We start from the raw sequence: 26,148 nt of genomic DNA on the forward strand, positions 1-26,148 counted from the left end.
GCTCCCTCCTTAATTGACATCAATCCAGTAGCGCTCTTTCCCGCCTCGAATATCCTCTAAAGCTCCGCCATTAGCCAGAATCACTGCTCGACTAGCAGCATTATAACTATCGCAAGTCACTAGGACTTGTTTAATATTTTTACTTTTGGCTACTTGCAATCCTTGTCGCAGCTGCTCCTTTGCCATTCCTTTCCCACGCGCAGAGGGACGGATACTATAGCCGATATGCCCGCCTTCTTGGAGCAAATAATCATTGAGCCGCAAGCGCAGATTGAGAAAGCCCACAGCCTGACCAGCCGCAGCAAAAGAGATTAGTTGGATGTAAGGCACAAACCCTTGCGGCAAGCCTAGACCTGCCTCAGCTAGCTGAATCGTCTCCAGCCAGTCCTCGTAGACAAAATCCGCTCCGCCAAAGAAGCCGTCCTGTCGGCTGCTAGCTGCTTCAAAGTCAGCCAGCATCTCTAAAATCTTTTCCTTGTCTTCTAGTTTCGGTCGTCTCAGCTCCATAGATCCTCCTGATACGAAGAGAGTGAGACCGCCTTGCGCCCCACTCTGACTTCTATTGTTTCTTGTTCTTTTCTAAAAATTGCTGACGCAGTTTGGCCAATCGTTCTTTTTTGCCGCTGCCACCCTGCGAATGTTTTTCATGGAAACGCTGCACCTGAGCCTTTCCTTTGTCGTCCAATTGATACTTTCCCATCTTAATTTCCTTCGTACTTAATAGTCGAGCCATTCATGTGCTTGACCCGAGCTGATATTTCCTTGTGTCGGCCATTGACCATTGGACGGGCTTGCGGATTTCCTAAGTAACCGCAGGTCCGCTTGACCACATCAACCGTCTTGGGATCGCTGTTGCCGCAGTTTGGACAGGTGAAGCCCCGCTCGGTCGGCGTGAAATCTCCCTCAAAGTTACACTTGTAACAGCGGTCAATTGGTGTATTGGTTCCCAGATAGCCGACTCGGTCATAGGCATAGTCCCAGACAGCCTCCAGAGCCTTGGGATTTTGCTGCAGCACAGGGTACTCACAATAGTGGATAAAGCCGCCTGAGGCTCCCACTTCAGGATAAATCTTCTCAAAGTCCAGTTTTTCAAAAGGCGTTGGATTCTTGCGCACATCGTAGTGGAAGGAGTTAGTATAGTATTCCTTGTCAGTAATATCTGGAACGACCCCAAACTTCTCTGTATCCAAGCGACAGAAACGGTCGGTCAGACTTTCAGATGGCGTTGAGTAAACAGAGAAATGATAGTCATACTGCTCGGACCACTCTTCCACCCGGCGCTTCATATCTTTGACAATAGCAATCGTAAAGTCCTTGGCTTCTGGATTGGTCTCCCAATTACCGCCGTAAAAGACTGCTGCCACTTCATACAGACCGATATAGCCTAGAGACACCGTTGCACGACGGTGAGTAAAGAGCTGGTCAACCTGATCATACTTGCCCAGACGTTGGCCAAAAGCCCCATACTGATAAAGAATCGGTGCATTAGCTGGACTGGCTTCCTTTGTCCGCTCCACTCGGTAGACCAAAGCATCTTCAGCGATATTCATCCGCTCGTTAAAGAGTTCCCAGAATTTATCCAAATCCCCCTCGGATTCAAGCGCAATCCGCGGCAGATTGACAGTAACGACACCTAGATTCATACGGCCGGAATTGACTTCCTGACCGTTTTCATCCTTCCAGCCTTGTAGGAAAGAACGGCAGCCCATCGGTACCTTGAACGATCCAGTTAAGTCGATAATCTTGTCATAGGAAAGCACATCTGGATACATGCGCTTAGTGGCACACTCCAGAGCCAGTTCTTTGATGTCGTAGTTAGGCGTTCCCGGCTCAAGATTAAGCCCGCGCTTAAGGGTGAAAATCAGCTTAGGGAAAATTGCTGTGCGGTGCTCGCTTCCCAGTCCCTTGATACGGATATTAACAATAGCCTTCTGAATTTCCCGCTCAAAACGATTGGTCCCCAAACCAAAGCCCAGCGAAGTAAAAGGAGTCTGACCATTAGAGGTAAAGAGGGTATTGATCTCATACTCCAGCGACTGCATGGCATCGTAGATGTCCTTCTTGGTCTTCGCCCAGGCGTATTCTTCCTTCCTATCTGGTAAAACCCATTGCTCCGCATCCTTGAGATGCTTTTGATAATTAAGCTCAGCATAGGGCGCCAAGACCTCATCAATTCGGTCCGCTGAGCAACCTCCATACTGACTAGAAGCTACATTGGCAATGATTTGCGAGATTTGCGCTGTTGCGGTCTGGATAGACTTGGGACTCTCTACTTCTGCATTGCCAATCTTGAAGCCATTTTTCAACATGCCGTCAAAGTCAATCAAACAGCAGTTAGTCATCGGTGTATAAGGACTGTAGTCCAAATCATGGTAGTGGATGTCCCCCTTTTGGTGGGCATTGGCCACATGAGGCGGCAACATCTTAAGACCGATGGATTTGCCAACAATCCCAGCTGTCAAATCCCGTTGGGTATTGAAAACATCACTGTCCTTATTGGCATTCTCGTTGACTACCGTACGATCTTTGTTGAGGAGCTTGTCAATGGTAAAGTTGATATCTGTCGCTTTTGAGCGCTCAAAATCCCGTTGGGTGCGGTAAGTGATGTAGTTCTCCGCAATGGCATATTCCTTGGCATTCAAAAGCTCATGCTCAACGATGTTCTGAATCTCATAGATTTTGACATACTTAGCGAAGCGACTGCTGATTTCTGCCACAATGCGGTCTGTGATAGCTTCCAGCTTGGCTTCCAGCATCGGATTCAGCGGACCGACTTCCTGAGCTGCCCGCACCATAGCCTTATAGATTTTTGACACATCAAAAGCCACTCTGCGGCCATCCCGCTTCTCCACATAAATCGCTGGAGCAGTTTCAAACTTCTCTTCCCTTAAAATCATCACGAACACATCCTTTTCTCTGCCCTTAGGACAAATCAAGTCTCTTTAAACCTATCGCTTGCTAAGAAATTTCCAAGAAATCTCCGACAGCAGTTCATCCAAAGAACAGTATTTTATAAATAAGTCGATACAAGACTCATTATAGCACGTTAAAATTAAAAATCAATATGTTGTGGCAAAAAAGTTATTTTTTCTTTTTATACACAACATATTGATTTTTTACTACTTGAGTTGATAAAGCTTGAAATGGTCGAGTTTGAGGTCAGCTTCCTTATAATTTTGGGAAATTAGCTGCTTCACATCTGACAGCAGTTTGACATCATTGTTAACCAAAATATACTTGGGTTGGCTATTTTCAAGTCCATTCTGAAGACCCAAACGATTTTCAGCAGTTCCCACATATAAAGTCGGAGACAAGAGAGAGACAGCTGATAGGCGGCCGCTCTTCTGATACAGACTAGCCGAGGTATCCCAAGCATAGATAGTGTCCCCGTCCTTGGTCTTTTCCTTAATATACTGAGCCGCTTTACTTCTTTCAGCAGAGACACCGCTGGAAAGGATATACTCATTCACCAAAGGATAACCAATCAGATAAAAGATGGCTAGGAGCGGCAGAAAGAACTGGCCTGAGAGATAGGAAGTCCACATCGTAGGACGACGGCGATCCCGGCGATGACGCCCTGGTGCCTGCTGCTTGCCTTTATTAAACCACAAAGCAAAAAGAATCATGGCAAAAGGCAGGGCAGGAAGCAGTTGATAGCTGCCCTGATCTGGCAGGATAAAAGCCGCAAAGACAGTAATGAAGAGCCCTAGCAGACCGATAAAGCGCAAGACGCGCAGGCTGGTTGCCTGCCCCTTTTCTCTTGAAAAGAGATTGGCACCCAAAGCAGAAATGAAACCTAGACCGACTGTCAGCAAGCCATAATAAATCAAATTAGAAAGACTATGACTGCCAATCAAACTGATGGAATCCCAAGCATAGGTCACCTGACTGATAGCCTGGCCAAAGGTTTGATTGGCAACAGTAAAGTAGCCAATAGGATAAAAAATCACTGAGAAGCCAAAGAGACCAGCTAAAAGCTGATAAAAACCTCGAGCCGCACGCTTGGCTGCGATATTGTAGACCAAAAGCACCAGAGCAGTCAAAGAATAGAAGACTAGGCTGGAAACCGGATCAATCATAAAAGCAAGAGCTCCGAAAGCTCCATATAGAATGAACTTTTCATCCTTGATTGAATCCTGCAGATAGCGCACCAAGAAAGATAGATTCCAAAAAATAAAGGGCAGAACAAAAATACTAGAGTAAAGACCGCCAAATCCAAGGGCAAAGACTAACAGGTAAAAGAGCAGCAGGAGGCTGCGCGATAAATCCTGTTTAGGCTGTAAGAGCACCAAGGTCTTGTGCAGGAAAAGTCCAGCCAACCACAGAGCCAGCGTCTGAAAAACCATCCACAAAAGCTGACCAAAAGCCAGACTGCTGGTCCAAGCCATCAGATAGTAAAGCAGACCACTGGTCCCATATATTTGCGAATAAGGCACCTGCCCCTGAGTCATGGCCCAGCCGGCATAGAGATTCTGACTTTGTAAATTCGTTGCTAGATTGGTCAAAAAAGGATTGACCACACTCAGCAGGCTGATAGCCAAACTGCATAAGAGGGTCAAAAAATAGGGCGTCGGCTCTGGCTTGGTAATTTTTTGCTCAGACCTTTCAGACCTAGTCAGCTGCTCCTCTGAAACCTCTAAAACTTTTTCTTCCGTTGTATCATGCATATAAAATATTCTCCTTGATATCAGTCCCATCTAGTATATCAAATTCCTGTCCTCCTGTCAGCTTTCTCTTGACCCTTCTTTTGGGCATTATAGCTTCTAGCCAGCTCCTCCAATTCCCGAAAACAGCGATATTCTCTCGTTTCATAAGCAAGCGGCTGACTGGAAATTTTCTCCATTGTCATCTTAAAAAATTCCTTTATTTTTTACATTCGTAAAAACAGAGCAAAAATCCATCCCTATATAAAAGCAAAAAGGGGAAAACACATCTCAGCACGATTAGCAAAAGCACATTCAAAAAATCTGAAACTTCCGCCTCAGATTTTCTGTATATTTCTGCAGAACTTACCCTCCACCGGTATTAGAGCATAGGTGCAAAGAGCTGCATGATTTCTTTGATAAAGCGACGATACCAGCTGCTATCAAGATTTTCAGGAAGGATTTCTTCAGAAGCCTCAAAAATGGCTTCAAAATCTTCCTTGATAGCTGGGATACTATCCGTATGGTACATCAGGACTGCATTTTCATAGTGGTGCACCAGACTGCGGTAATCAAAGTTAATCGTCCCTACCACGGCAAATTCATCATCGGCTACCACATTCTTGCTGTGGATAAACCCAGGCGTGTACTCAAAGATCTTAACCCCTGCTTCCATCAGATCCGGATAGGCTCCGCGAGTGACAATCTGAATCAGCTTCTTATCCGGAATGAAAGGAGTCACGATGCGGACATCCACTCCCCGCATAGCAGCATTCTTGATATCCTCCGTCAAGTCGTAGTCAATGATCAGATAAGGCGTGGTAATGTAGACATAGTCCGTAGCCTGACTGATGATATTTTGATAGACCGTTTTACCAACCTGACCCTTATAAATAGGCTTAGGCCCGCTGCCATAGGGAATGTAAAGCCCTTTGCCTTCGACAGCTTTATTTTCCAGATGGTACTTGTCAAAGTCTGTGATTTCCCCACGGTTGATGTACCAGTTCATGAGAAAGAGCCGCGTCAAAGCTTTGACTGCCCGACCTTCCAAGCGGACACCGCCATCTTTCCAGTGACCAAAACGAACGATATGATTGATATACTCGTCAGCCAGATTGATGCCGCCAGTATAGCCAACCTGACCATCAATCACCAAAATCTTGCGGTGGTCACGATTGTTGTAGGATACCGTCATTCGCGGAATCACCTTGTTGAACTTATAGGCCTCGATGCCCATCTTGCGCAGCTTACGCGTATAATCACCCGGCAAAGTGGCCATGCAGCCAATATCATCATAGAGCAGCTTGACTTCAACGCCCTGCGCAGCTTTTTCGACCAAGATTTCCAGAACACTGTCCCACATCAGACCTTCATCAATGATATAAAATTCCAGAAAAATGAATTTCTCAGCAGCCCGCAGATCAGCCAGCATGGCCTCAAACATCTCCTCACCGATAGGAAAATAGCGAGAAGCTGTACCGTCATAGACATCTGCATTATTGTCCATACTCAGCAGTGATTTGATAATGCCGTAGGCTGACTTGTTTTCCTTTTTCAGCTGAACACGGAGTTCATAGCTATTGTCCTCTCGAAATTTCATAGAGTCCATATTTTCCAGCTGAATCATTTCTTTTTTAGACAGCCGCCGCTCGCCAAACATCAGATAAAGCAGAAAGCCAAAGACCGGCACCACGGCAATCAAAAGCCAGGTCACCTTGCTCTCCGGTGGCATATTGCGATTGACAATCGCTAAAATGGTCCCAATATACAGGAAGACAATCATCGCCACTGACAGCCAGTTGGGTGCAATCTCATTAAAATAGAAGAACGCAACAAAGACAAAGGCTAGCTCCAGCAGCATAATAATGATGCTGAAACCGTATTTTGACATTAATAAGCGGAATTTCCTGAAAGTCATACACTCTCCTATCTCATTGCATATATTCTAGTATATCAGTAAAGTCGCCTTAAAACAATGTTTATATCAATGCAAATCGTATTTCTGGTCAATGAAAAACCAATCACTTCTTTTGAATACTGCTATCCTCTAAATTTCACTGCAAGATTAGAACTGATAAAAGGAAAAGCCCCATTAAGACAGGGCTCTTTCATCATTGTTTCGTAAAGACCAGTGTGTCATCATCATAAGGCTCTTGGGAAAGATCCTCAATTGTCAGCTGATTGCCCTCAATGCGATAGCGCTTGACATCATCTCCGATGATCATGGTCTGGTTGGTAGCATCAATCTGAACTTGTTCAATTTCCTGCTCACCATCCGCCTCAACCTTGGTCAGCTGGCCAGTGGTGCCTGAAATCTGCAAGGTCAGCTGATCGCCTTCATGACTTGTCTGGTAGCTGCCATCCAGCTCGCCATTGGCTGCTGGCTCGGAAGAGGATGCTGAAGCAGATGAGCTATTATTGGCCGCACTAGACGTGCTAGCTACTGACGAAGACTCTGCTGGCTTACCGGAAGCGACTGACTGAGACTGAGAGGAAGGTGCCGTCTGGTTCTGATTAGAACCGCAGGCTGCCAAGGCCAAAACAGCCGCAGCAGTTAGACCTGAAATCATTAACTTTTTAGAAATTGCCATAGTATTCTCCTTTTTCTTCTGTCTTTATTGTACCAAAGCGAGACTCTGGCGGTCAATTTATAAACTTGTCAAATAAGCTCTGACTTCTGCAATAAAATAGAGGGAGCCCGTAATGAAAAGCAGTTGATTATCGTTTTGTCTCTCCTGAAAATTCTGAATAAGCTGCCGATAATCCTCTATGTATAAGAAGCCTTCCGCTTCAGCTTGACCAAGGGAATCTCCATCAGAAAAGGAAGTAACCGTCAACTGAACATTTGGCAGAGCCTCTCGCAGATAAGCCAGCATAGCGCTATAGTCCTTACGCTTGAGAGCACCGAAAAGAAGCAAGCACTCTTTGTCATTCTGGCTCTGGATAAACTCCACTAACCTTTCCAGTGCAGGCAGATTATGGGCCCCATCAAGATAAATACCTGAACTGACTTCTTCCAAACGCCCTGCCCAACGAGTCTCCTGCAAGGCTATCCGAATCTTAGCAGAATCTACTTCCCAGCCTTGCTGCTGCATGAAGAGCAAGAATGCCTGCAAAGCCAGCGCTGCATTTTCCTCCTGATAGCCTCCCTTGAGTCCCAGTTCAAGATTGGATAGGGTCCTAGTCGAATTGGAAAAAGTCTGATTCGTCAGAGAAAAATCACGACCATACTGATAGAGTTCTATTCCCAGCTCCTGAGCTCGCTGTTCACAAACCAATCGCGCTTCCTCTGGCAGCGGCCCGATGACCGCTGGTCGCCCCGGCTTGAAAATCCCTGCCTTTTGCTCTGCTATCGCCGTCAAGCTCCTTCCCAGAGTCTCCTGATGGTCCAAGCCCACAGAACTGATGACCGCAATATCTCCCGTAATGACATTAGTCGTGTCTAAGAGTCCGCCGATTCCCACCTCAATCAGGGCTATGTCCACTTCCTGCTCCTTGAAATAGAGAAAGGCAATCAAGGTCAGAATTTCAAAATAGGACAGCTGGTCATGACTTTTGAGCAGTTCTTGCTCCATCTTTTGCACCTCTTGACCCAGACGGATAAAATCAGCTGGAGCAATCGGTTGACCGTTAATACAAATCCGATCGTGAATACTAATCATATGAGGCGAGGTAAAACTCCCTGTCTTGCGACCATGCCCCGCAAACAGCTGACGCATGAAAGCAATAGTAGAGCCTTTGCCATTTGTACCAGTTACATGAATCGTTGGAAAACTCTGCTCAGGATTTCCCAAAAGAGCTACAGCCTGCTGCATCCGCCCTAGACCCGAACGAAAGTTTAGACCAATTCGGCTATTCAGCCATTCTTCAATTTCATTCATTTTTTTACCTAAAAAAGAGCAGCGAAGCAGAACTCAAATCTGAATTACAACTCGCTCCTCTTTCTAATCTTTATGATACGAGATAGAAAATAACCGAGCCTTGGCTACTTCCTTCTTCTGTCAAGTTCAGCTAGCATCTCGCCCGCACTTGTCCATTTCTGGAAACGAGGCTAGGCCAGTCTTACTCCTCCATAAAGCTGTTGAAGACTTCTTCAATCATATCCCATTCAGCATCTGAGTCTTCTGGGATTGGCTGCAAGTCACCTTCTGTGCCATCTTCATTTTCGGTAAAGGAATAAGCTTGAATCTCTACTTCACCGTTCTCATCTTCTTCCGCATTAGCCGGAATCAAAAGAACATAATTCTTGCCAAACTCTTCCTTACCATCAATGGTCAAAAGAATTTCAAATAAAGTCTCGTTCCCTTGCTCGTCAACCAAGGTGATTAATTCACGCTCTTCATGCTCGTGGTCATGGTTATGATCATGTGTCATACTAGTGTCTCCTTCATTTCTTTTCTAAAAATTTCGATCCAGATAATTCTGCAAAATCAGCTGCGCTGCTAGCTTATCAATGACTTTCTTGCGCTTGCTGCGGCTAATGTCCGCCTGCTCCACCAGCATGCGCTCAGCAGCCACCGTCGTCAGACGCTCATCCTGATAGTCAACCGGCAGGCCAAATAGCTCAGCAATCCGCTGACCATAAGCCTGACTGGCCTCCACCCGAGGTCCGCTGGTATTGTTCATGTTCTTAGGCAGGCCAATAACGAACTTATCAACCTTATACTCTTTCACCAGCTCACCCAAGCGCTCTAGGCCGAATTCGCCCTTTTCTTCATGAATCGGAATAATCTCCAGTCCTTGAGCCGTAAAACCAAGAGGATCACTAATGGCAACCCCAACCGTTTTCGAGCCCACATCTAATCCCATAATTCTCATTAGAGATCGACGCCTTGTCCTTTCAAATAATAACGAACCAACTCCTCAACAATCTCATCGCGCTCGTATTTGCGGATTTGATTGCGGGCGTTGTTATAGCGAGGTACGTACGCAGGATCGCCACTGAGTACGTATCCCACGATTTGATTGATTGGATTGTATCCTTTTTCATTGAGCGACTTGTAGACATCGGTCAAAGTCTCGCTAATTTCCTTTTTATTTGAATCATCAAGATTAAAACGTACTGTTTCATCTGTAAATCCCACAATTACACCCTCTTTCTTTATAATATCCCTATTATAGCATAATTATAGGCTTTTCACAAATTTAATTCACCTGAATTTCCCTAATTTTTCAATAAGCTTTAGCTAATATTTATCCGAAGTCTGGCTCTGAAATCCAGCAAAAATCCAGCTCTCTTCAGAGAACTGGATGGAAACTTCCTAATTTGAAGCGGGCACTTCCACGCCGTCGCTTCCCTTAAACTTATTCAGCAATTCTTCTGGAGTCAGGGTCTCGATTTGCTCAAACAGCTGCGCGTAGTTTGGAAGCTTTTTGGCTGCTTCGTAGTCTAGATTCTCCGGATCGATAGTCATCTCCAGAGAAATCTCTTCCGCTGTCATATCTGTTTTCAAGTCAAGACCGGTGATATTCACCGCCTCTTTCAGACCCAGTGCTTCCTCGATCAAAGACAGCATTTCCTTCTTCACAGTGGAAACATCCTGTTTTGACAGAGCTTCCTTGATGTTGTCAGGAATAGCCTTGCTGACATGCAGGACAACCTTATCATACTTCTGTCCGCTGTAGCTGATTGTTAAGATTCTGGTTTCTTTTCCATGTTCTAATTGCTTCTCAGTTTTATAGGACTTAGTGACAATATCTCCTTTTCCAGCTCCTCCCTGTGAGGATGAACTGTTATTTGACTGCTGACTGCAGGCTGTTAAGATTGCCAAAGCTGCCAGCAAAAAGACAATTAATTTTCTCATGTCTTATCTCCTTCAATATTGAGCTGATTTTATCATATCATTATAAAAACGGCGCTGTCAAACTGATTGTCACTCTGTCATTAAAATGTAATAAAAAAGAGCAGCTTATTTCTGCTCTTCTGCTCCATTCATCAGGAGATTGTTGATATATTCTTCTGGCGTCAGCTTAATCATTTCTTTGAGCTTGAGATTTTGAAAATAAGGCATAGACGCTGCTTTTTCGATATCCAAACTCTCAAAGTCATAGGTGGAAGTCATTTTCAGCTCGTTCTCATTCAAAATTGTCACTGAGCCGCTAAAACCTTGAAGTCCACGAGCCTGCACATAGTCTGCATCCTGCTCCAGTGACTCATTGAGCGACTTCTGCGCTTCCTCCAGCCCCATCTGCTTGATGGCTTCTTTCATCTCATCATCAGTCGCAGTCAGCCTTTCAATAACCAAGCGTTTAAAATGCTCTCCCTGATAAGTCACTGTCTGACTCTGCTGGTTTCCTCGTTCATCCTTTGGAAAAACAAGCATCCGAGTAATCACTTCCTGCTGCTTGGCATTATCAATGATAGGCAGATTATTGCTGATTTCTTTCTTATCAGCCCCATTTGAATTCGTCTCTGTCTTTTTATGTCCACAGCCTGCTAACAGTGCCACACTCAATCCCAGCCCTAATAATATTTTCTTCATCTTCCATCCTCCTCAGAGATATTGTATCACAGTTCTGTTCCTTGTCAATCCATCCAGTCGCTAAAGACTGCTGTCAACCCGAACAAAAAGAAGAGCCGAGATTCTCTTCCCGACTCTTTCAGTTATATTCAAAGATTAGAGAGCTGCCCGCAGACGAGCTTCTGCATTTTCAACATTGCGAACAGAACGAGGCAGAAAAGCACGGATATCATCTTCTTTGTAACCAACTTGGAGACGTTTATCATCCACTAAAATGGGACTTTTCAAAATACGTGGGGTCTCCATGATGATGTCAAGAACTTCGTTGACACTTAATTCCTCAATGTCAACACCCAAACCTTTAGCATAGCGGTTTTTGGATGAAACAATGCTCGCGATACCATTTTCTGTCTTGGTTAAAATATCCAGAAGTTCCTCTTTGGTGATGCCTTCTTTGCCTAAATTTTGTTCTTTATAAGTTAATTGATGAGCGTTTAGCCAGGTTTTTGCTTTTTTACAACTAGTACAACTTGAGACAGTATAGATTGTGATCATGTAAGTACTCCTTTCGCTACACGATACTAATATCGTAGTCTATTATATCACAAAAACCATCGGTCTTGCGACCTATTTTGCAAAATTACTCTTCAATTTCGATGGCATCGTCCAAATCCAGAGTCACTTCTTCCATCGTTTCCACAGGGCTTTCAGCCTTGCTGCCAACCACTTCTGCCAAGTCATCGCCTTCAATCAAACCATAGCGTACACGAACCTGACGGTCAATTTCGTCAAAGACTTCTGGATGATCAGCCAAGTACTTCTTAGCATTTTCAGAACCTTGGCCAATTTTTTCATCATTGTAGGAGTACCAAGCACCAGCTTTTTTGATGATATCCAAATCAGTCGCAATCTTAATCAGCTCACCTGTCTTAGAAATACCTTCCCCGTACATGATTTCCACAAAGGCTTCCTTGAATGGCGGAGCTACCTTATTTTTAACAACCTTAATCTTGGTTTCTTTACCAACATTGGTATCCTTTTCATCACCAGTTCCCTTGATTTGAGTATTACCACGGACATCCAGACGGACAGAAGCATAGAACTTCAGTGCACGTCCACCTGGTGTTGTTTCAGGATTACCAAACATAACGCCAACTTTTTCGCGCAGCTGGTTAATGAAAATCGCAATCGTCTTCGTTTTGTTGATAGAAGCAGACAGTTTGCGCATAGCCTGGCTCATCATCCGAGCCTGCAAGCCGACATGGCTGTCACCGATATCGCCATCGATTTCCGCACGTGGTACTAGGGCTGCAACTGAGTCCACAACCACCAAGTCCACCGCACCTGAGTCAATCAGCTTACCAGCAATTTCCAGTCCCTGTTCCCCAGAGTCAGGTTGAGACAGCAGCAACTCATCAATATTAACACCCAGAGCAGCTGCGTACGACGGATCCAAAGCATGCTCAGCATCGATAAAGGCTGCGATACCACCTTCTTTTTGCGCTTGAGCAACTGCGTGAAGAGCAACGGTTGTCTTACCAGAAGACTCTGGACCATAGATTTCAATAATCCGTCCCTTAGGGTAACCACCAGCACCAAGGGCAATATCCAAGGCCAAAGAGCCTGAACTCATAACTTGAACTTTTTGCTCTGCCCGCTCGCCCAGACGCATAATGGCTCCCTTACCGAAGTCCTTTTCAATGTTTTTAAGAGCATTATCCAAGGCTTTTTGGCGCTCATCGCCGAATTTCTTTGAGATTTCATCTAATTTTTTTTGTTTCTTTGCCATTTATTTCTCCTGTTTTTTCTAAAATGTCTTTTGGCCATCTTTGTAATTATACCAAAATTCAGCTATTTAATAAAGTTTTTCGTACTAGGTTGAAGGCGTGCAGAACAGCAATTTTCCGCACATCGCGCCGACTGCGTCCAGCAATATTGACCTTAATAGTTTCCGTTCCTGAAGCACTAGCTAAGCCGATAAAAACGGTCCCTGCTGGATGATCTTCCAGTGAATCTGGGCCAGCCACACCTGTCAAACTGACAGCTAGGTCACTTTCGGTTAGCTTTCTAGCCTGCTCTGCCATTTTCCCTGCCGTAAAAGCTGAAACAACTCCATGCTCCTCCAAGTCTCCCAACGGAATATCTAGCATCCGGCTCTTTTCCTCCATGCTGTAGGTGACAAAGCCACCTGAAAAAATGGAAGAGGCTCCAGCAAAATCTGCCAGGGTCGCTTGAAAGAGACCTGCTGTCAGACTCTCCGCCGCCGAAATCGTCTTCCATTGACTCTTCAGCAACTCAAAAGCCACCTGTGCCAAGGAATTGTCATCTCCATAACCATAGAAAATCTCTGACAAGGGCTGTCCCTCAAAAGTCTTATGTGCCAAAATTTCCTTTTCCACAGCCTCAAACTTAGCATCCGCTTCTGCCTGACTCAAGGCCTTGGTGGACAATCGCAGGGTAACTTCCCCTGTCTTTGCATAAGGAGCAATGGTGGGGTCACTCTGCTGCTCAATCATCTCTGACAAAATAGTCACTAGCTGACTCTCGCCGATACCAAAGAAGCGCAGCACCCGTGAATACAATTTCTGGCCTGTGGATAAGAGGGGAACCAGCTCGTTATTGACCATGGGCTTAAGCTCGCTAGGCGGGCCAGGCAGGACTACATAGGTCACCCCATCAACTTCTAACAAGCCTCCGACAGCTAATCCGGTCGCATTTGGTAAAGGGGTTGAGCCTTCGACCAGCTGGGCCTGACGCTCATTATTGGGTGTTCGAGCGTAATCTGGTCGGCTAGCAAAAAAGCGATCTAGCTTTTCCACAGCCTGTGAGTCAAAATTGAGCTCACGTTCTAAGAACTTAGCCAAGGTCTGCTTGGTCAAATCATCCTCTGTTGGCCCCAAGCCTCCAGTCAGGATAATCAGATTACTGCGCCCTTTAGCAATTTCTAGAACAGAGAGGAGACGATTTTCATTGTCCCCCACTGCTGTCTGAAAATAGACATCAATCCCCAGACTCGCCAGTTTTTCAGATAAAAATTGGGCATTGGTATTGACAATCTGACCTGTCAGAATCTCGGTGCCCACAGCAATAATTTCTGCTTTCATAGAACCTCCTACCTTACTATTCGGAATTGGCTTTATTTTATCACAAAAAATCTAAAAAAAGTTGATTTTCATTTCAGGAAATAAATAGAGTTGTCAAGCTCCTTGACAAACTTGTCAACATGCTGTGGAAAACTTTTAAGAAGGACTGGTGTTATGCAGAATAACTGGATTGTTAGGGAAATGCTATTGGCAAATGGTTTCATTATTTTTATAATAAAGATGAAAAAAGGAAATCATCTAAATAATTTTATTTGAAGAAAGGAGATCATCATGAAAATTTCACAAGTGCTCAAAGACATTCGTCAACAAAATCAACTCACTCAGGAGGCTTTGGCAGAAAGGCTCAAGGTTTCCCGCTCTGCCATTGCCCGCTGGGAAAGCGAAAAAGGTATCCCTGATATTGGAAATCTCATCGCTATCAGTCGGGAATTTGATATCAGTCTGGACACACTCATCAAGGAGGATGAGCGCTTGGAGAAAAAGGTTATCGAAGATAGCAAGGCCAAAAAATGGCATTATTTAGTCATCCTCTACCTTTTTTCCATCTTGGTTTATATTGGTGCCTTCGCTTACTTGCACCATATCTTTATGGCTGGCTTCCTCATCTCCACCCTCTTTATGCTCTTCTATGAACTGCGCATCTTTATCAAGGAAAAGATTTGGATGCAGAAAGGAGAATGAGGAGATAAAGAGAATAATAAAAAACCTAGAGGTCTGGAACTTCTAGGTTTTCATTTGTTCATAGATAATAAGGAGATGAAGTAGATAATTCAGCCATTGTTGTCCAATAAACTGCAAACCTCTACCTAGGAATAAATGGTATATAGAGAAATAAAAATAAGCTGAGATTTTATTGTTTTCATCGTTCTACTTCCAGTCACAATCATTTTCATGATCATTGATAAGGCCAGCGGCTTCTAGGAATGAATAGACACAAACGGGACCGACAAATTTGAAGCCTTGCTTTTTCAATGCCTTGGACATGCTTTCTGATAGCTCTGTTTTTGTTGGGGCTTCCTTGTAGTTCGTAATTTGATTGTCAATCGTTTTGAAATCTACAAAGGACCAGACAAAGTCATTAAAAGAGCCAAACTGCTTTTGAACAGCCAAAAAAGCTTGGGCATTAGCCCTAGTCGCATAAATTTTCATCTTGTTACGGATGATGTCGGGATTCCCCAACAAACCATCCAGATCTGCATCCGTCATCTGAGCAATTTTCTGGGCATCATAGAAATGAAAAGCTTCCCGAAAAGCCTGACGTTTATTCAGAATGGTCTCCCAAGAAAGTCCAGCCTGATAGGTCTCCATGCAGAGCAATTCAAATAATTTCTGATCATTATGGAGAGGCATGCCCCACTCCTCATCATGATAGGCTACATACAAGGGGTTGTTCATTTTTACCCAGCCGCAGCGTTTGGTCATCGCTTTCTCCTATTTCACTAACATCTTAAGGGCAGACTTGATATAGTTTTCTGCTGTATCCGTCGTGCCTTCAAAGAATTTCTTGATTTTCTTAAGTTCAGCAGCCTTGTAGCCCAGAGCCAGCATGGCTTCCATAGCTTCTTCAAGCTCCTGATTATCCGCAGTCTGGACGGGCGCCTTGCTTTCTGCTGGGCTGCCTGCCGCCACCACCTTGCCTTCCAAGTCCAGCACCATCTGCTGGGCTGTTTTCTTACCAATCTTAGGAAACTTGGTCAGGTAGGTGATGTTTTTTTGCTCAATAGCCTGCACCAAGCCAGCATTATCATCCGCCGCAATAATAGCCAGGGCAGACACTGGCCCAATACCTGAGACTGAAATCAAGCTGAGAAAGAGTTGCTTCTCCTCCTCAGTCGCAAAGCCGTAAAGGAGCTCCGCATCTTCTCTCACCACCTGGTGCACATAGACCTTAGCTTCCTGATGAAGCTGCCCTGAGTAAGCATAAGGGTTGGCCACATGAAGAATATAGCCGATAGAGTTGACTTCCAATACGATGTATTTGGCTGTTATTTTACTGATGATTCCTTTAAAATATTCGTACATAATCTTCCTTCTTTTTGTATCATTTTGCCTATCTAGTATATCATATTTTCAGTCTGGAAACTGCAAATAGAAGTGCAACCATTGGTTGACAAAATGTACAGGAAGCTGTATTCTCAAGATAACTAAAAGCTGTTAGGATAGAGTTAGCAAAGAAAAGGAGGCTGTGATCATGAAACTTGCTGATAAATTATTTGAACTAAGAAAAGAAAAAGGCTGGTCACAAGAAAAACTGGCTGAACAAATCAATGTCTCTCGCCAGAGCATTTCTAAGTGGGAGTCTGGCCAAGCGCTGCCAGAACTCGAAAAAATTGTAGAACTGAGCAAGATTTTCCAAGTGACGACAGATTATCTGCTTTTAGAAGACAGCGACAAGCCAGAAATAAAACCCGTCCTCTTAGAAGACGAAAAGAACCGCTACTACAAGGAAGTAAAATCTTATGGCTTTTGGCAGGTTCTGTATATTTTTGTATCAGCTCTGGCTATCTTTCTCTTTTTCGCAGGTTCTAGCTTTCCAGCAACATTCACTGCCCTAGTCTGGTTGACCTTCTTCCTCTTAATCGCATCAGCAATAGCTATTAACAAGGCGCTAAAGATTAAGAAAAAGTATCTGGACAAGGTTATAGGCCTCGATGAGGATTCTAAGAAAGAAGGTGCTCAAGATGAAACTAAAAACTGATAATCCCATACCTGTCAAAACTCGTCTGAAAGAGCTGCTTGGAGACTGGCTCTTCATCTCGGGCTACCTCATTGCTCTTTTTTTACTAGCTATGGGCTTTTACAATCTAGTTCTAGGAGGCATTCCTGCATTCACTGAAGTCCAGAGCCAGCTTCTGGCTTTTTCTAGCTCCGTCCTGCCTCTAACTATCATCTTTGCTTGGCTAGACTATAGAAAAGGAAGTTTTGGCAAGCGTTGGGCAGGTTTACAGTTGGTTTACAAGCACAGGAACCTTTCCCACAGCCTTTTGCGATCTGCTATCAAGTTTTCCTCTTGGCAGCTGGGACATATGGGAGCTATCCGTAGTGCTTATCAAGCAGATGCCCTGTCAATTTTCTTGTCAACTTCAGCAGGGATTCTCTTCTTGATCTTTCTGCTGATGGGACTACTTCGCAAGGACAAACGCCATCCAGCTGATTTGCTTGCTGGAACGCAAGTTCAGCTCAAAAATTCAAAACAGCTCTAGTTCTATGACTAGGGCTGTTTGATCTTCTATAGAGTTTAGTATTTCCCCAACTCCCGCAGGCTAGTATGATTTTCCTGAATGCGGCGGAACATTTTTTCCATATCCGACTTGGTAAAGTTGACTAAGACCGGTCGGCCGTGTGGGCAGTTGTAGGGATTGTCACACTGGGACAGCTGAAAGAGCAAGTCACGCGCAGAGTAGTCATCCAGACTGTGATTGGCCTTGATGGAGCGTTTGCAGCTCATCATAATGGCCAGCTCTGCTCGATATTTCTTGATGGAAACTTCCTTGGTCAGGAGAAGCATATCACACATCTCATAGATGCCTGCCTCAATCTCCTCTTCCTTGAACCAAATGGGATGCTCACGGAGAATAAACTGATTGACTCCGTACTCCTCTAAGAAGATGCCAGCATCTTCTAGCAGCTCCATCCGCTGCTTGATTCGTAGCATATCATCCGCTGGAAATTCAAAGATATAGGGCACTAAGAGCTGTTGCTGGCTATTGTCCACATCCCCAATCTTCTCCCGATAATACTCATACTTGACCCGCTCTTGGGCAGCATGCTGGTCAATAATGTAAAGACCACCCTTGCCCTGAGCAAAGAGATAAGTGCCATGCATCTGGCCGAAATATTCTAACTCTGGGAAGCTTGACTTCTCTTCCTGCTCCAACTTATCCACAGCCCGCTCCAGACTGGCCTGGTCTAGCTCTGGATGGTCTAGTTGGTCATAGCTAACTGGCTTTCTCTCTGCAAATTTGACCGAAGTCGGTTGCGATTCTACTTTTTCATCTGTCGCTTCATGAACAGGCTCCGCTGATTCTTCGAAGGATAGCTGCTGCTCTGCCACCTGTGGCTTGAGGAAGAAGTCATTCTGCTCCTTATCGTAGTAGAGGCGATTTTCTTTCAGCGGAAGACTGGTCTGTTCGGGCTTAGTCGCACGCTTAACAGTTGATTTGGCTAGATTTTCCAAAGCATCCGGGATAAGATCCTGCTCCTTGAGACTGGTCGCAATGGCTTGCGAAATCAAGGCCATGAGTTCCCGTTCTTTAGAAATCCTCACCTCTTGCTTGGTCGGATGGACATTGACATCGGCCAGATAGGGGTCAATCTGAATATTGATGACCGCTAGTGGAAAGCGGCCTACCATCAGCTTGCTGCCGTAGCCGTCCAAAATAGCACGATTAAGCAGGAAATTCTTGATATAGCGGCCGTTGATGAGAATGGTAATATAATTCCGATTCGCACGAGTCAGCTCAGGCAAACTGACATAGCCACTCACTTCAAAGTCCAGATCTGAAGCAGAGATTTCCACCATTTTCTTAGCTGTTGCCAAACCATAGATTCCTGCAATAGCCTGACGCAGATTACCACTGCCGGCAGTCCGTGTCATTTCGCGGCCGTCACTGATAAGGGTGAAAGCCACTTCCGGATGGGCCAGACTAAGCCGATTAATCACATCAACGATATGGGAAAGCTCTGCCTGCTGGCTCTTCATATACTTGAGCCGGGCTGGAGTATTAAAGAAGAGATCTTCTATCTTGATTTTCGTTCCTACCGGACTGCTGGTAGGCTCATGCTCTTCGATCTCGCCACCCTGGGCAACCAGCAGAGTCCCGTGCTGGCCGGCTTCCGTCGCTGTCTCAATAGTAAAACGCGAGACAGAAGCAATGGAAGGAATGGCCTCACCACGGAAACCCAATGTCCGAATCCGAAAGAGATCCGCCTGCTTCTTGATTTTACTGGTAGCATGGCGTCGAAGGGCCAGAGGAACATCTTCGTGGTCTATGCCTTCGCCATTATCCGTTACCTGAATGCTCTTGAGTCCGGCCTCCTCGATTTCGATGGTAATCTGGCTTGCACCCGCATCAATTGAATTTTCCACTAGCTCCTTGACCACGCTGCTAGGCCGCTCAATGACTTCACCGGCCGCAATCTGATTGGCTAGAATTTCTGGAAGTTCGATAATTTTTGACATCTTTTTCTCCGTATTTGTTCTGCTATCTATTATAACACATTGGGCTCTTTCTATCAGAAGGCAGCCTTTCTCGACCATTCTGCTCACAAGCCAAACCAGATAGACACAAATAGCTGCCACATGGTCAAAAGGGCTTGTTTTCGCTGCCAAGTTGCGGTTTAATAAAGGTGAAAGGAGGAAGTTATGAAAGTTAAGCTAAGAATCGATTCTCAAGTCACCGAAGACTCCGTCAGCATTGAGGCTCGACTAATGACTGAAAGTATTCAGGAATTGGTCCACTTTGCGCAACATCTGGATAAAGAGGACAAGATCCATGTCAAGAAAGAAGACGAAATCTACTTACTAGACGCTGAGGAAATCCACCGAATCTATACAGAAAACCGTCAGGTTCGGGTTCGAACAGCAAAAGACAGCTATCGAGCTCAACAAGCTCTTTATCAGTTACTGCAGGTCCTGCCGGACTATTTTCTGCAGATTTCTCAGTCGGAGATTATCAATAGCCGACAAATCAGCCACCTCAAGCTGACTCCAAATGGTCTGATTCAAATATTTCTGAAAAACGGCGATCAGACTTACTCGTCCCGCCGTTATCTCAAATCCATTAAAGAAAGGTTGCAATTATGAAAACTCGTCTTAAAGAACTCTTTTTCGGAGGGATTGGAGGTATTTTCATCGGTCTCTTCTTCTCCATGATTGTTTCTTATTTTTACAATCCAGCTTATCTACCGCTTCATCCTCGCTCTCCTACCGGCCACTTCTTTTTGATCCAGCATGTCCATGTTTCCCTCATCATGCTCTACTGCATGCTTATCTGGTTTATCATGGGAGCTATTTTCAGATGGAGCGGAAGCTTCTTTCAAAGAGACTGGAGCATCCTGCGCTCCGTTGTCAGCCACTATGGTGTGATGATTCTGACCTTTGCACTTTTAGCTAACCTAGCTGGATTTTTCCCAAGAGAAAAAATACTCAGCCTGACACTGACTGCCGTTGGGGAATTCACTCTCATCTATCTAATCATTTCAGGTGCCATCTACTACCGCACTTACCGCAACATTCAAAAAATCAATAGCGGTTTGTCTAGAAAATCGTGAGAAATAAAAAGAGCAGACTTGTTAATTTCACAAGTCTGTTCTTGGTTTTTACAACTTCTTCTTGAGCTCGGCTACCGCCGCCATGACTTCCAGGGGAGTCATATTGTAGATGTCCAAGTCTCGTAGTTCAGTCAGGACTGGATTTTCCGGCCCTTCTGCAAAAAGAGACATCTGCTCCGCCACTTGCGACCGTGTTTGTCTAGATTCAGCAGGAAGCTCTGAGCCTAGTCCTGTATCCTGACTCTCCAAATGACTCAAAATGCTATCCGCCCGCTCCAGCAATTTCTTAGGAAGTCCGGCAATCTTCGCCACATGAATTCCGTAGGACTTGTCAGCCGGACCTGGCTCAATTTTATGCAGGAAAGTCACCTGTCCGTCCTTTTCCAAGGTTGCCACATGGACATTTTCCAAATGCTCCAAGCTATTCTCTAAGGCTGTCAGCTCATGATAGTGGGTAGCAAAGAGGGTCTTGGCCCCAGTATAGTGATGAATATGCTCGATAATAGCCTGAGCCAGCGCCATCCCATCGTAAGTAGCCGTCCCACGGCCCAGCTCATCAAAGAGGATGAGCGAACGCTCGCTGGCCTGCCGAATGGCCCGATTGGCCTCCATCATCTCCACCATAAAGGTGGACTGGCCGGACACCAGATCATCCGCCGCACCGATGCGAGTGAAAATCGCATCAAATATTGGCAGACTGGCAGACTGAGCGGGCACATAAGAGCCCATCTGTGCCATAATAACGATGATAGCCAGCTGGCGCATATAAGTTGATTTCCCGCTCATATTAGGCCCGGTAATCAGCTGGATGTCCGTTTTCTGGTCCAGCAGAATACTATTTGGAATGTAGCTCTGGGCTCCCATGACCTTTTCCACAACAGCATGCCGACCTTTTTCAATCTGCAGACGGCGCTCTGCAGTAAAGACTGGGCGAACCAAATGTAGTTGCTCTGCTACCGCAGCAAAGCTCTGCAGGACATCTACAGCTGCCAGCGTTTGTGCCAAGGCCTGCAAGCGCTGGATGTATTTGCCAGCTTCCTCGCGAATCCGCATGAAAATCTCGTATTCCAAATTAGCAGATTTTTCACGCGCCTCCAACATCTCTCCCTCAATCCGGGCCAGCTCCTCCGTTCCGAAACGCTCAGAATTTTTCAGGGTCGCCTTGCGGAAGAAATGACTAGGCACATGAGCCAACTGAGAATTGGTCACATGAAAATAGTAACCATCTTTTTTATTATAATCAATCTTCAGATTGCTGATGCCGCTGTTAGCACGTTCTTTAACTTCCAGCTCTGCAATCCATCCAGTCCCCTCCCTCAGCACAAGCCGATACTGATCCAAGGTTTCATCAAAACCGGTCCGAATGATATTGCCCTCGGTGATGATATGAGGTGCATCCGGCGAAATAGCTGAGCTAATCAAGCCCGCCAACTCTGGAATAGGATCCAAACCCTCAATCAAACGAGCTAGATGCGGGCTGCCGATTCCTTGCAAGATAGCCTTAATCTGAGGCACATTGCCCAATGTTGCTGCCAGCTGCAGCAGATCCTTGGGATTAGTCTTGCCAAAAGACACCCGACTAGCTAGCCGCTCGATATCGTAGACTCCCTTGAGGCTCTCCGTCAAATCACTCCGCTCAAAGAAATGATCCAGAAAAACCTCGACGACATTCTGTCGCTGGCTAATTCGCGCTTCATCAATCAGCGGACGCTGGATCCAAGAGCGCAGCATACGGCCGCCCATGGCCGTCTTGGTCTCGTCCATCAGCCAATAAAGACTGCCGTGCTTCTTGCCCGAGCGAGCATTTTCTGTCAAATCCAGACTCGCCTTGGTAGCATAATCCATTTGCAGAAAATCCTTGATTTCATAATGCTGAGCCTTCTTCAAATGGCTGAGCTCCCTCATCTGGGTCTGGTGCACATACTCTAGCAATTTCCCCGCTGCCTGACGCTCTATAGGAGACAGTTCCTCGCCCAGCAGCTGGACATCGTCCAAGGCCGTCTGTACATAGGACAGCAAAAGATTCATCTGTCCAGCCAAGACCTGCTCCTCAGCTTCTGGCAAAGCATAGCCCAGCACCACTTCCCTAGCCTTCAAATTACGGATTTCCCCGCAGACCAGGGCAAAGTCATCTAAACTAGTCACCTGAAACTCACCGGTCACCAAGTCCATATAAGCCAGACCATAGAGGCCCTCTGAGTAATCCAGAGCCACCAGAAAGTTATTAGCAGAGTCCGGCTTACTGGAGTCCACCACCGTCCCGGGCGTGATAACCTGAACGACCTCCCGCTTAACAACGCCCTTGGCTTCCTTGGGATCTTCCATCTGCTCCGCAATCGCTACCTTATAACCTGACTCGACCAAAACATCAATATACTGCTGAGCCGAATGATAGGGAACTCCAGCCATGGGAATGGGGTTTTCAGCATTTTTATTGCGGCTAGTGAGAGAAATCTCTAAAATCTGCGCGGCATTGACCGCATCATCATAAAACAACTCATAGAAATCCCCCATCCGAAAGAGCAAGAAAGCATCTGGATAGTCCTTTTTGATATCCAAATATTGCTGCATGCCTGGCGATAACTTTTCTACTGCCATCTCTATCCTTTCTAAAAACAAACGAGGTCAGGACATCTGTCTCAAACCTCTCCATTTTTCCTGAAAAAACTGTGACTCTTACATCACTTCCTGTATTTGCTCCTCAATCTCCTGAGCAGCTGCCTGATCCCGGCAAACCACTAAAAGAGTATTGGCACCCGCAACGGTTCCCAGAATACGGCTATCGAACGAGTTATCCACGACATTGGCCAGCACTGTTGCCTCTCCCAGGCCAGTGCGAAGAACCAGACTAAACTCTGCCCTGGCTACACTCTCCACATGCTTGGCTAAAAACTCTATAAAATCAATCTCTTCAGTCTCATGCGCCAAAACATAATAAGTCAGCCCCTTCTTCTTAACCTTGGTCAGGCCGATTTCACGGAGGTCACGCGACAGGGTAGTCTGTGTTACATAAATCCCTTGCGCTTCCAGACGATCCTGAATCTCCTTTTGCGTTCCTAGCTTTTCCTCCTTAATCATCGTTTTGACTAACTGATGACGGTCATTCTTTCTCATTTTTACCTCATTGTTGAATATTTAGAAGCTGCATTCATGAAGGGCACTTCAACGGACAAAAGACTGCTTCTCCATCAATCTAGGCAAAGATTTGCAGGAATACTGAGAATAAACAAAAAACTTTAACGAAGAGTAACAGGGAAGGAAGCATTTAGATGAAAAGTCCATCTATAAATACAGGTTCTTATCCCTCTTATTATATCAGAAAAATTCCTATTAGCCCAAAAATTATTCCCAAAAAAATTGAAGATTCCTTGAAAAATGTGATAAAATAATAACAAAAGACACAAAGGAGCAAATATGGATAACAAACAGTTGATTGCCGGCGAATTGGCCAAGGTTATTGACAGCCTTGATCAAGACGCTATTGTAAATTTATTGGAGCAGCCAAAGAGCTCTGAACTTGGCGATATCGCCTTCCCAGCCTTTTCTCTGGCAAAGACTGAGCGCAAAGCTCCTCAAATCATCGCTGCTGACATCGCTGAAAAGATTGATACAGCGCATTTTGATAAAGTCGTTGCGACTGGTCCTTATGTCAACTTTTTCCTCAGCAAGGCTGAAATTTCTGGCCAAGTCATCAAAGAAGTCATCAAAGACGGAGCTGACTACGGCCAGCAAAACGAAGGAAACAATCAGAATATCACCATTGACCTGTCCAGCCCAAACATTGCCAAGCCTTTCTCAGTCGGCCACTTGCGCTCTACTGTTATCGGTGATGCTCTTTCCAACGTCTTCCGCAAGATTGGCTACAACACCATCAAAATCAACCACTTGGGAGACTGGGGCAAACAGTTTGGCCTCTTGATGGTAGCTTATAAGAAGTGGGGAAGCCAGGAAGCTGTTGAAGCCAACCCAATCGACGAGCTCCTCAAACTCTACGTGCGTATCAATGCCGAGATTGAAAACGACCCATCTCTGGATGAAGAAGGCCGCCTTTGGTTCAAGAAACTGGAAGATGGCGACCCAGAAGCAACTGAGCTCTGGCAATGGTTCCGCGATGAAAGTCTGACAGAATTCAACCGTATCTACGAACTCCTAGGTGTCGAATTTGACAGCCTAAACGGCGAAGCCTTCTACAATGACAAGATGGATGAAGGGATTCAAATCCTCGAAGACAAGGGTCTCCTGCAGGAATCAAAAGGAGCTAGCATTGTAGACTTGGAAGACTTTAACCTTCCGCCTGCTATGATTAAAAAATCAGACGGCGCTACCCTCTACATTACACGGGATATCGCAACAGCCATCTACCGGGCTCGCACTTACAACTTTGTCAAAAATGTCTATGTTGTAGGTCAAGAGCAGGCCAACCACTTCAGACAGCTCAAGGCCGTTCTGAAAAAGATGGGCTTTGACTGGAGCGATGACATGATTCACGTTGACTTCGGACTGGTGACTAAGAACCGTCAAAAACTGTCTACACGTAAAGGAAACATCATCCTCCTCGAACCAACTCTGCTGGAAGCTATCAGCCGGGCTAAGAGCCAGATTGGAGCTAAAAACCCAGATTTGGAAGACAAGGAAGCTGTTGCTCGTGCAGTTGGGGTAGGAGCAGTTAAGTTCTACGACCTCAAAACTGACCGCCGCAATGGTTACGACTTTGATCTGGAAGCTATGGTTTCCTTCGAGGGAGAAACAGGCCCTTACATCCAGTATGCCTATGCTCGTATCCAGTCTATCCTGCGCAAGGCGAACTTCCAGCCTGATGCAGAGGCTACGTACAGCCTGAACGATCCAGAAAGCTGGGAAATTATCAAGCTGCTTCAAGACTTCGGTCGCGTTGTCAAGCGTGCTGCTGATAACTATGAGCCATCTCTGATTGCCAAATACGCTATCAGTCTGGCTCAAGCCTTTAACAAATACTATGCGCACACACGGATTCTGGACGAAAGCCCTGAGCGTGACAGCCGTCTGGCTCTCAGCTACTCAACAGCTGTTGTCCTCAAAGAAGCTCTGCGTCTGCTGGGAGTAGAAGCCCCAGAAAAGATGTAAGCTTGATTTAGAACATCAAAAAACGAAAACCTCACTGGTTTTCGTTTTTTTCAATGTGATAGAGCTCCTCAATAATTCCTGCAACCTTCTTAATGTCTCCCAACATGCCACGCATTTCAAAATCAGCCAAAACCGGAAATCCGAAGCGCTCTGAATATTGCTTGGCTGTCAGACAGTATTGGTTGTTAAAGTTACGATTGCCACTGCCAATGACGCCCAGGCACTTGCTGGCATTCTGACCATAGGCAATAAAGTCCCCCACATCGGTTGTCAGAATTTCTACATCACCATTGTCCACACCATTGCCGCCCTCCAAATAAGTCGGCAGAAAAGCTACGAAAGGATTGTCCATTTCAAAAAAGGGCTGCCCTTCCTTTACCATGTCTTTGATATGAATCTTCTCTACTTCTAGGCTTGGATGCTGCTCCAGCAAATAGTCTGTCAGCCGACGGACAAAACTCTCTGTATTGCCGCTCAAGCTGATGTAAACCAAGGAAACCTTTGTCATTTTACTCTCCATTCTAAAAAATAACAGATATTGCTTCTTAAAATTGTAAGCACTTA

The 26,148-nt window shown here is 45.4% G+C and carries 28 protein-coding genes; 6 read left to right on the top strand and 22 right to left on the bottom strand.

Annotation, left to right across the window (positions count from 1 at the left end; genetic code table 11):
* Positions 1-9 precede the first annotated feature (9 nt).
* The 16 genes from K1I94_RS08870 to K1I94_RS08945 form a co-directional block, all read right to left on the bottom strand.
* Positions 10-507, bottom strand: coding sequence for a GNAT family N-acetyltransferase (locus K1I94_RS08870; RefSeq protein ID WP_223315101.1), 498 nt, complete (start codon positions 505-507; stop codon positions 10-12).
* Between the two features lie 52 nt (positions 508-559).
* Entirely contained in the window at positions 560-700 is a 141-nt protein-coding gene (locus K1I94_RS08875; protein WP_002894059.1) for a hypothetical protein, read from the bottom strand.
* Position 701: 1 nt separating this feature from the next.
* Entirely contained in the window at positions 702-2,897 is a 2,196-nt protein-coding gene (gene nrdD, locus K1I94_RS08880) for an anaerobic ribonucleoside-triphosphate reductase (protein WP_223315102.1), read from the bottom strand.
* A 222-nt stretch (positions 2,898-3,119) separates the two neighbouring features.
* Complete coding sequence (locus K1I94_RS08885; protein ID WP_223315103.1) at positions 3,120-4,667, bottom strand: heme transporter CcmD; 1,548 nt, start codon at positions 4,665-4,667, stop codon at positions 3,120-3,122.
* Between the two features lie 38 nt (positions 4,668-4,705).
* A complete protein-coding gene (locus K1I94_RS08890) occupies positions 4,706-4,849 on the bottom strand; it encodes a hypothetical protein (protein WP_002899268.1) in 144 nt (47 codons plus the stop codon).
* A gap of 176 nt (positions 4,850-5,025) precedes the next feature.
* A complete protein-coding gene (cls, locus tag K1I94_RS08895; protein ID WP_223315104.1) occupies positions 5,026-6,561 on the bottom strand; it encodes a cardiolipin synthase in 1,536 nt (511 codons plus the stop codon).
* A gap of 193 nt (positions 6,562-6,754) precedes the next feature.
* Positions 6,755-7,234 (bottom strand): SP_0198 family lipoprotein, encoded by a 480-nt coding sequence (locus tag K1I94_RS08900; RefSeq protein ID WP_072074743.1) that lies wholly within the window; start codon positions 7,232-7,234, stop codon positions 6,755-6,757.
* Positions 7,235-7,291: 57 nt separating this feature from the next.
* Complete coding sequence (locus K1I94_RS08905) at positions 7,292-8,524, bottom strand: bifunctional folylpolyglutamate synthase/dihydrofolate synthase (RefSeq protein WP_223315105.1); 1,233 nt, start codon at positions 8,522-8,524, stop codon at positions 7,292-7,294.
* Between the two features lie 181 nt (positions 8,525-8,705).
* Positions 8,706-9,017 carry a DUF1292 domain-containing protein gene (locus K1I94_RS08910; protein ID WP_002894073.1) on the bottom strand — a complete coding sequence of 104 codons (312 nt, stop codon included), beginning with the start codon at positions 9,015-9,017 and terminating at the stop codon, positions 8,706-8,708.
* A gap of 24 nt (positions 9,018-9,041) precedes the next feature.
* Positions 9,042-9,461 (bottom strand): Holliday junction resolvase RuvX, encoded by a 420-nt coding sequence (gene ruvX / locus K1I94_RS08915; RefSeq protein ID WP_011837635.1) that lies wholly within the window; start codon positions 9,459-9,461, stop codon positions 9,042-9,044.
* Positions 9,461-9,727 (bottom strand): IreB family regulatory phosphoprotein, encoded by a 267-nt coding sequence (locus K1I94_RS08920; RefSeq protein ID WP_002894075.1) that lies wholly within the window; start codon positions 9,725-9,727, stop codon positions 9,461-9,463. Before K1I94_RS08920 ends, ruvX begins: the two co-directional genes overlap by 1 nt.
* Before the next feature lie 177 nt (positions 9,728-9,904).
* Positions 9,905-10,447, bottom strand: coding sequence for a YehR family protein (locus K1I94_RS08925; protein WP_223315106.1), 543 nt, complete (start codon positions 10,445-10,447; stop codon positions 9,905-9,907).
* 105 nt (positions 10,448-10,552) lie between these two features.
* Positions 10,553-11,125, bottom strand: a complete 573-nt coding sequence (locus K1I94_RS08930; protein WP_223315107.1) for an SP0191 family lipoprotein — start codon at positions 11,123-11,125, stop codon at positions 10,553-10,555.
* Between the two features lie 135 nt (positions 11,126-11,260).
* Positions 11,261-11,659: a transcriptional regulator Spx gene (gene spx, locus K1I94_RS08935; RefSeq protein ID WP_002894078.1), complete on the bottom strand. Its 399-nt coding sequence runs from the start codon at positions 11,657-11,659 to the stop codon at positions 11,261-11,263.
* Positions 11,660-11,744: 85 nt separating this feature from the next.
* Positions 11,745-12,893: a recombinase RecA gene (gene recA, locus K1I94_RS08940; RefSeq protein ID WP_002894079.1), complete on the bottom strand. Its 1,149-nt coding sequence runs from the start codon at positions 12,891-12,893 to the stop codon at positions 11,745-11,747.
* Positions 12,894-12,951: 58 nt separating this feature from the next.
* Positions 12,952-14,208: a competence/damage-inducible protein A gene (locus K1I94_RS08945; protein ID WP_223315108.1), complete on the bottom strand. Its 1,257-nt coding sequence runs from the start codon at positions 14,206-14,208 to the stop codon at positions 12,952-12,954.
* Positions 14,209-14,478: 270 nt separating this feature from the next.
* Here K1I94_RS08945 and K1I94_RS08950 point away from each other — a divergent pair, with 270 nt between their 5' ends.
* Positions 14,479-14,889: a helix-turn-helix domain-containing protein gene (locus K1I94_RS08950; protein WP_223312048.1), complete on the top strand. Its 411-nt coding sequence runs from the start codon at positions 14,479-14,481 to the stop codon at positions 14,887-14,889.
* Between the two features lie 186 nt (positions 14,890-15,075).
* Here the strand turns inward: K1I94_RS08950 and K1I94_RS08955 are convergent, their stop codons facing one another.
* Both K1I94_RS08955 and ruvA read right to left on the bottom strand, forming a co-directional pair.
* Entirely contained in the window at positions 15,076-15,630 is a 555-nt protein-coding gene (locus tag K1I94_RS08955) for a DNA-3-methyladenine glycosylase I (RefSeq protein WP_223315109.1), read from the bottom strand.
* A 9-nt stretch (positions 15,631-15,639) separates the two neighbouring features.
* Entirely contained in the window at positions 15,640-16,230 is a 591-nt protein-coding gene (gene ruvA / locus K1I94_RS08960) for a Holliday junction branch migration protein RuvA (RefSeq protein ID WP_011837647.1), read from the bottom strand.
* Positions 16,231-16,399: 169 nt separating this feature from the next.
* Between ruvA and K1I94_RS08965 the strand changes: the two genes are divergently transcribed.
* Positions 16,400-16,906: a helix-turn-helix domain-containing protein gene (locus K1I94_RS08965; RefSeq protein ID WP_223315110.1), complete on the top strand. Its 507-nt coding sequence runs from the start codon at positions 16,400-16,402 to the stop codon at positions 16,904-16,906.
* Positions 16,890-17,411 carry an RDD family protein gene (locus K1I94_RS08970; RefSeq protein ID WP_223315111.1) on the top strand — a complete coding sequence of 174 codons (522 nt, stop codon included), beginning with the start codon at positions 16,890-16,892 and terminating at the stop codon, positions 17,409-17,411. The genes K1I94_RS08965 and K1I94_RS08970 overlap by 17 nt, the downstream gene beginning before the upstream one ends.
* Positions 17,412-17,446: 35 nt before the next feature.
* Here the strand turns inward: K1I94_RS08970 and mutL are convergent, their stop codons facing one another.
* Complete coding sequence (gene mutL / locus K1I94_RS08975; RefSeq protein ID WP_223315112.1) at positions 17,447-19,390, bottom strand: DNA mismatch repair endonuclease MutL; 1,944 nt, start codon at positions 19,388-19,390, stop codon at positions 17,447-17,449.
* Positions 19,391-19,573: 183 nt separating this feature from the next.
* Here mutL and K1I94_RS08980 point away from each other — a divergent pair, with 183 nt between their 5' ends.
* Positions 19,574-20,014, top strand: a complete 441-nt coding sequence (locus tag K1I94_RS08980) for a LytTR family DNA-binding domain-containing protein (RefSeq protein ID WP_223315113.1) — start codon at positions 19,574-19,576, stop codon at positions 20,012-20,014.
* Positions 20,011-20,481 (top strand): DUF3021 family protein, encoded by a 471-nt coding sequence (locus K1I94_RS08985; RefSeq protein WP_223315114.1) that lies wholly within the window; start codon positions 20,011-20,013, stop codon positions 20,479-20,481. Before K1I94_RS08980 ends, K1I94_RS08985 begins: the two co-directional genes overlap by 4 nt.
* Positions 20,482-20,529: 48 nt before the next feature.
* Here the strand turns inward: K1I94_RS08985 and mutS are convergent, their stop codons facing one another.
* On the bottom strand, positions 20,530-23,079 hold the full coding sequence (gene mutS, locus K1I94_RS08990) for a DNA mismatch repair protein MutS (protein ID WP_223315115.1): 2,550 nt from the start codon (positions 23,077-23,079) through the stop codon (positions 20,530-20,532).
* Positions 23,080-23,157: 78 nt separating this feature from the next.
* Positions 23,158-23,595 carry an arginine repressor gene (argR, locus tag K1I94_RS08995; RefSeq protein ID WP_002894105.1) on the bottom strand — a complete coding sequence of 146 codons (438 nt, stop codon included), beginning with the start codon at positions 23,593-23,595 and terminating at the stop codon, positions 23,158-23,160.
* A gap of 300 nt (positions 23,596-23,895) precedes the next feature.
* On the opposite strand from argR, the gene argS reads away from it, so the two are divergent.
* Positions 23,896-25,584: an arginine--tRNA ligase gene (gene argS / locus K1I94_RS09000; RefSeq protein WP_223315116.1), complete on the top strand. Its 1,689-nt coding sequence runs from the start codon at positions 23,896-23,898 to the stop codon at positions 25,582-25,584.
* A gap of 31 nt (positions 25,585-25,615) precedes the next feature.
* Here the strand turns inward: argS and nrdI are convergent, their stop codons facing one another.
* On the bottom strand, positions 25,616-26,104 hold the full coding sequence (nrdI, locus tag K1I94_RS09005) for a class Ib ribonucleoside-diphosphate reductase assembly flavoprotein NrdI (RefSeq protein ID WP_002899301.1): 489 nt from the start codon (positions 26,102-26,104) through the stop codon (positions 25,616-25,618).
* Positions 26,105-26,148 lie beyond the last annotated feature (44 nt).

This window comes from Streptococcus sanguinis (assembly GCF_019929145.1).
GTDB lineage: Bacteria > Bacillota > Bacilli > Lactobacillales > Streptococcaceae > Streptococcus > Streptococcus sanguinis_U.

Coding starts and splice junctions, on each gene's coding strand:
- nrdI (WP_002899301.1), bottom strand. CDS start 26,104: ATGGAGAGTAAAATGACAAAGGTTTCCTTGGTTTACATCAGCTTGAGC.
- K1I94_RS08985 (WP_223315114.1), top strand. CDS start 20,011: ATGAAAACTCGTCTTAAAGAACTCTTTTTCGGAGGGATTGGAGGTATT.
- K1I94_RS08930 (WP_223315107.1), bottom strand. CDS start 11,125: ATGAAGAAAATATTATTAGGGCTGGGATTGAGTGTGGCACTGTTAGCA.
- K1I94_RS08950 (WP_223312048.1), top strand. CDS start 14,479: ATGAAAATTTCACAAGTGCTCAAAGACATTCGTCAACAAAATCAACTC.
- K1I94_RS08970 (WP_223315111.1), top strand. CDS start 16,890: ATGAAACTAAAAACTGATAATCCCATACCTGTCAAAACTCGTCTGAAA.
- cls (WP_223315104.1), bottom strand. CDS start 6,561: ATGACTTTCAGGAAATTCCGCTTATTAATGTCAAAATACGGTTTCAGC.
- K1I94_RS08910 (WP_002894073.1), bottom strand. CDS start 9,017: ATGACACATGATCATAACCATGACCACGAGCATGAAGAGCGTGAATTA.
- K1I94_RS08945 (WP_223315108.1), bottom strand. CDS start 14,208: ATGAAAGCAGAAATTATTGCTGTGGGCACCGAGATTCTGACAGGTCAG.
- K1I94_RS08900 (WP_072074743.1), bottom strand. CDS start 7,234: ATGGCAATTTCTAAAAAGTTAATGATTTCAGGTCTAACTGCTGCGGCT.
- K1I94_RS08905 (WP_223315105.1), bottom strand. CDS start 8,524: ATGAATGAAATTGAAGAATGGCTGAATAGCCGAATTGGTCTAAACTTT.
- argS (WP_223315116.1), top strand. CDS start 23,896: ATGGATAACAAACAGTTGATTGCCGGCGAATTGGCCAAGGTTATTGAC.
- K1I94_RS08885 (WP_223315103.1), bottom strand. CDS start 4,667: ATGCATGATACAACGGAAGAAAAAGTTTTAGAGGTTTCAGAGGAGCAG.
- K1I94_RS08875 (WP_002894059.1), bottom strand. CDS start 700: ATGGGAAAGTATCAATTGGACGACAAAGGAAAGGCTCAGGTGCAGCGT.
- mutS (WP_223315115.1), bottom strand. CDS start 23,079: ATGGCAGTAGAAAAGTTATCGCCAGGCATGCAGCAATATTTGGATATC.
- ruvA (WP_011837647.1), bottom strand. CDS start 16,230: ATGTACGAATATTTTAAAGGAATCATCAGTAAAATAACAGCCAAATAC.
- K1I94_RS08890 (WP_002899268.1), bottom strand. CDS start 4,849: ATGACAATGGAGAAAATTTCCAGTCAGCCGCTTGCTTATGAAACGAGA.
- argR (WP_002894105.1), bottom strand. CDS start 23,595: ATGAGAAAGAATGACCGTCATCAGTTAGTCAAAACGATGATTAAGGAG.
- K1I94_RS08955 (WP_223315109.1), bottom strand. CDS start 15,630: ATGACCAAACGCTGCGGCTGGGTAAAAATGAACAACCCCTTGTATGTA.
- spx (WP_002894078.1), bottom strand. CDS start 11,659: ATGATCACAATCTATACTGTCTCAAGTTGTACTAGTTGTAAAAAAGCA.
- nrdD (WP_223315102.1), bottom strand. CDS start 2,897: ATGATTTTAAGGGAAGAGAAGTTTGAAACTGCTCCAGCGATTTATGTG.
- K1I94_RS08925 (WP_223315106.1), bottom strand. CDS start 10,447: ATGAGAAAATTAATTGTCTTTTTGCTGGCAGCTTTGGCAATCTTAACA.
- K1I94_RS08980 (WP_223315113.1), top strand. CDS start 19,574: ATGAAAGTTAAGCTAAGAATCGATTCTCAAGTCACCGAAGACTCCGTC.
- K1I94_RS08965 (WP_223315110.1), top strand. CDS start 16,400: ATGAAACTTGCTGATAAATTATTTGAACTAAGAAAAGAAAAAGGCTGG.
- K1I94_RS08870 (WP_223315101.1), bottom strand. CDS start 507: ATGGAGCTGAGACGACCGAAACTAGAAGACAAGGAAAAGATTTTAGAG.
- ruvX (WP_011837635.1), bottom strand. CDS start 9,461: ATGAGAATTATGGGATTAGATGTGGGCTCGAAAACGGTTGGGGTTGCC.
- mutL (WP_223315112.1), bottom strand. CDS start 19,390: ATGTCAAAAATTATCGAACTTCCAGAAATTCTAGCCAATCAGATTGCG.
- recA (WP_002894079.1), bottom strand. CDS start 12,893: ATGGCAAAGAAACAAAAAAAATTAGATGAAATCTCAAAGAAATTCGGC.